Annotated in this window: 4 protein-coding genes; 3 read left to right on the forward strand and 1 reads right to left on the reverse strand. The window is 67.1% G+C overall.

Annotated features, from left to right (window positions below):
• The first annotated feature begins 425 nt into the window (after positions 1-425).
• Positions 426-1,373, forward strand: coding sequence for a homoserine O-acetyltransferase MetA (gene metA / locus CAP13_RS07200; protein WP_085830935.1), 948 nt, complete (start codon positions 426-428; stop codon positions 1,371-1,373).
• Positions 1,374-1,686: 313 nt separating this feature from the next.
• Here the strand turns inward: metA and CAP13_RS10520 are convergent, their stop codons facing one another.
• The gene (locus CAP13_RS10520; RefSeq protein ID WP_425429848.1) at positions 1,687-1,767 is read right to left on the reverse strand and encodes a DUF6219 family protein; all 81 of its coding nucleotides are present in this window, start codon (positions 1,765-1,767) and stop codon (positions 1,687-1,689) included.
• 152 nt (positions 1,768-1,919) lie between these two features.
• Here CAP13_RS10520 and CAP13_RS07205 point away from each other — a divergent pair, with 152 nt between their 5' ends.
• Both CAP13_RS07205 and CAP13_RS07210 read left to right on the forward strand, forming a co-directional pair.
• Positions 1,920-2,162, forward strand: a complete 243-nt coding sequence (locus CAP13_RS07205; RefSeq protein ID WP_085830936.1) for a DUF6110 family protein — start codon at positions 1,920-1,922, stop codon at positions 2,160-2,162.
• 81 nt (positions 2,163-2,243) lie between these two features.
• On the forward strand, positions 2,244-4,431 hold a 2,188-nt coding region (locus CAP13_RS07210), incomplete at its 3' end, for a heavy metal translocating P-type ATPase (protein WP_085830937.1).

Consider the following 4,431-nt stretch of genomic DNA (forward strand, 5'->3'; position numbering starts at 1 on the left):
GGGGCAGGAGGCCGAGGCCGGCGACGGCGGCGATGCCGGCGGCGCCCGCTTTGAGCAGGACGCGTCGGCTGATACCGTCGCGCTGACGGGTGCGGGTCGTGCTGTGGTCCATGGAGGTTCCCTTTCGCTTGAAGGCAGGCGGCGCCACAATCGCGCAGCGCCGCCTGCCTATATTAGATGTTTACTTAATACTACATAGTGTAATTTATGTCACTTATCGGCGAATGACAGCATGGGACCGCTCGACGGTTGCGCAGCTAGCCTCTGCCGTGTGCCGCGCCGACGCCGGTCCGGACGTGCCGTGCTCAGCGGTGGCATGCACGCGCCCAGCGTAAACACTCCGCCCTCAGGCCCGTCGCGCTTGACGCCTCAAGCCGCCGCGTGCCAAGATGGGCCGCAATCAGAGAAGAGAACGCGAGGTACCCATGCCCATTCGCATTCCAGACGCCCTGCCCGCCACGGCGGAGCTCGAGCGCGAGAACATATTCGTCATGACCGAGTTCAGAGCCCTCCACCAGGACATCCGTCCCCTCCGGGTGCTCGTGCTGAACCTCATGCCCACCAAGCTCGCCACCGAGACGCAGATCATGCGCAAGCTCTCCAACACGCCGCTCCAGGTTGAGGTCGAGCTGCTGCGTACCCGCAGCCATGAGGCGAAGAACGTCTCCGCCGCCCATCTCGAGACGTTCTACCGCACCTTCCGCGAGGTCGAGTTCGACCACTACGACGGCCTGATCATCACCGGGGCCCCGGTCGAGCAACTTGAGTTCGAGGAGGTCGATTACTGGGACGAGCTCACGCGCATCATGGATTGGTCGACCACGAACGTCCATTCGACCCTGCATATCTGCTGGGGCGCGCAGGCCGGGCTCTACCACCATTGCGGCATCAAGAAGTACCCGCTGCCCGAGAAGGCCTCGGGCGTCTTCGAGCATCGCCTGGTGAAGCCGCTCTCACCGCTCGTCCGTGGTATCGATGATCGGTTCTGGGCCGTGCACTCGCGCAACACCGAGGTCAGGGCCGAGGACGTGGAGGCCGTGCCCGAGCTCGAGATCATCGCGGATTCGGAGGAGGCGGGCCTCTATATCGTGAAGAGCGTCGACAGCCGACGTTTCTTCGTGTTCGGGCATCCCGAGTACGACGCCGAGACGCTGCGCCTGGAATACGAGCGGGATCTCAAGCGGGGCATTCCCGTGGCCATGCCCCGGCATTACTTCCCCAACGACGACCCGACGCGGGAGCCGCCCAACACCTGGCGAAGCCACGCGCAGCTGCTCTACACCAACTGGCTGAACTACTACGTCTACCAGACCACGCCGTACGACCTCAGGCACATCGGACGTGACGTGCGGAGCCGGTCGGGCCTGGTGTAGGGGAGAGGCGCGGGCCCGTTGCGGGCTGCGGGTCTGCGGTGGCAGAGGTGGTGCGGGCTGTCCGCAGGATGGCGCGTGATTCCGGCTGCCTCGCGTCTCGGAATGTCCGGACACGAAATCTTTCCCGGTTTCCGTCATAATTTGAAATAGTAACACCCTGTTTTTGACGGAAAATGGGAAGGATCGAGGCGTCTGGCCAAGGACGAGCCGTTCAACTAGGGAAGGGTGCCCGATTAAGAGCAAGGGCCCGGCCGAGGACGGGGCGCCCGGCCAGGGGACAGACGGTCCCGGCCAACGCCGAGCGCCCGGCCAGCTACGCGCGCTTGTGCCCCGTGTAGATCGCCATCACAGCGCAGAAGACCATCGCATACGCCCAGAATCGATGCTGTTTCACAGTCGGGACCTCCTAAAAACTGTTAACCATAGCTAAATTTTACCGCGTTTCCGAGCGAACACACGGTAAACTGTCAGAGAAGAGTAAAGCGTCTTGCACAGGCTCTTAATCGCGCGCCGACGCTTTCGCAACATCCGAGATGGGAGTTCAACATGTTTGCAGTCTCCAAAACACATGCCCTGATCGCCGGTGCCGGTGTCCTTGCGGGTGCCCTCGGTGCCCAGATCCTCAAGAGCGATTGCGTGCGCAACCTCGCCGTGCAGGCGGTGGCCGCCGGCATGCGCGCCAAGGCCGGCTATGAGGACATCGTCGAGCAGGCGAAGGCCGAGGCCGATGACATCGTCGCTGAGGCCGGATACCTGAACAGCAAGGAGACCGAGACCGCGGCTGAGTAGTCCAGGCGTCGCGATTCGTTCCCGAGCAGCCGCGTGCCGCCTCCTGGCCCGCGGCTGCCCTCATATAGAAACGGTACAGCCATGCAGTTCACCATTGAGCATGAGGTGCCCGGCCGCATCCGGGTGAAGCTTGCCGGAAGGGTCCCCGAGGGCGATGTTGGCGCCCTTGAGCGCGTGCTCATCGCGGACCCCCATATCAACCGGGTGAGCGTCTACCCGCGCGTGGGATCGGTAGCGGTGCACTACGGGGCAGCTGCGGAGGCCCTCAGCGACTCCGCCGAGGCCCCCGCCGCATCGGGTGTCCCGGCGCCGCCTGCGTCCGCTGCGGGTTCGGCCACACAGACGGCGGAGCCCGCCGCGCCCTCAGCGGAGATAATCCCCGCCGAGGCCGGGGATGGGACGCGTCCCTCCGCGGCAGACGACCCCTTCTCCCTCATCCCCGGGCGTGCAGAGGCGCTGGCCGCGCTCGCCGCCATCGATGCCGCTGCACTGGGGGAGTCCCGCCGAGCCCTACCCGGCGGGGCCGTGCCGCGCGTGCACACCTTGCTCATGGATGTCGCATGGCTCCTCGGCACCCATGTCGCGCGGCGCTGGTTCCTGCCCGCGCCCCTCGCGGTCGCCTACTCCATCTGGAGCTACCGCGGCTTCCTCCTCGAGGCCCTGCGCTCGCTCGCCGCCGGCCGCCTCGACGTGCCGGTGCTCGACGCCTCGGCGATCTGCATCTCGTTCGCGCGCGGCGACTTCAAGACCGCAGCGGGCACCATGCTCCTGCTGAACCTCGGCAGCCTGCTCGAGGGGTACGCGCGGGCGCACTCGCAAAGCGAGCTCATCCAATCCCTGCTCGAGGTGCCCGATTTCGCCCAGCTCATTCCCGGCGGGGATGCTGAGGAGCGCGGGGCCGAGGAGCGGCGCGTGGGGGCCGACAGCCTCGTGGTCGGCGACCTCATCGTCGTGCGCACGGGCATGCCGATCCCCGTTGACGGCACCATCGAGCGCGGCATCGCCATGGTCAACCAGTCCTCGCTCACCGGCGAGCCCCTGGCCATCGAGCGCATCGCGGGGGACGACGTGTTCGCCGGCACCGCGGTCGAGGAGGGCGAGATCTACGTGCGCGTGCGGGCGGTGACCGAGAGCACCAAGCTGCGGTCCATCGTGAGCCTCGTGGAGCAGTCCGAGCGCCTGAAAGCCGCCTCGCTTGCGCGGCGCGAGAGCCTAGCGGACAAGATCGTCCCCTGGAACTTCCTGCTCGCGGGCATCGTCGCCCTCACCACGCGCAACCTCGAGCGAACCTCGGCCGCCCTCATGGTCGACTATTCCTGCGCCCTCAAGCTCACGGGCGCAATCTCGGTGCTCACGGCCATGAGCCAGAGCGCCCGTGAGGGCTTCATCGTCAAGGGGTCCCGGTATTTCGAGGCCTTCGCCGCGGCAGACACCATCGTCTTCGACAAGACGGGGACGCTCACGGCCGCGGCGCCCCGGGTGCGCGAGGTGCTTGGATTCGACGGGTGGTCCACCGACGAGGTGCTCCGGTTCTCCGCCTGCCTGGAGGAGCATTTCCCGCATCCGGTGGCCCGCGCCGTGGTGAACGCCGCCGCCGAGGCCGGGCTCAAGCACCGGGAGCGCCATGCCGAGGTGGAGTACATCGTCGCGCACGGGATCGCGAGCGCGCTCAACGGCGCGCGCGTGGTGATCGGCTCCGAGCATTTCGTCGTCCAGGACGAGCATGTGGAGATCCCGCCCTCAGCTGCCGCCGAGATCGCGGCGACGATGGACGGGCTCTCAACCTTGTATCTCGCCGTCGACGGGGTGCTGAGGGGCGTGATCGGCGTCGAGGACCCCGTCAAGGAGGATACGGTCGCCGCCCTGGCCGACCTGCGTGCCCTCGGGTTCCAGCGGATCGTGATGCTCACGGGCGACAACGACCATGCGGCCGCGCGCGTGGCGGCCGAGGCGGAGATCGCCGAGTACCGTGCGAACCTGCTGCCCGAGGACAAGCACGGCATCATCGAGGAGCTCCGGGCCGAAGGGGCGCGCGTGGTCATGGTGGGCGACGGCGTGAACGACTCGCCGGCCCTCTCCGCAGCCGACGTGGGGGTCGCCATGGGATCGGGGACGGCGATCGCCAAGGAGGTGGCCGATATCACGCTCTCCGAGGGCGGCCTCAGCGCGCTGGTGGCGCTGCGCCGGCTGTCGCAGGGGCTCGAGCGGCGGATGCGCGATTTGTTCGTGCAGGTCATCGGCATCAACTCGGTGCTGCTCGCCGGCGGCG

This window comes from Collinsella vaginalis, assembly GCF_900176655.1.
Classification (GTDB): domain Bacteria; phylum Actinomycetota; class Coriobacteriia; order Coriobacteriales; family Coriobacteriaceae; genus Collinsella; species Collinsella vaginalis.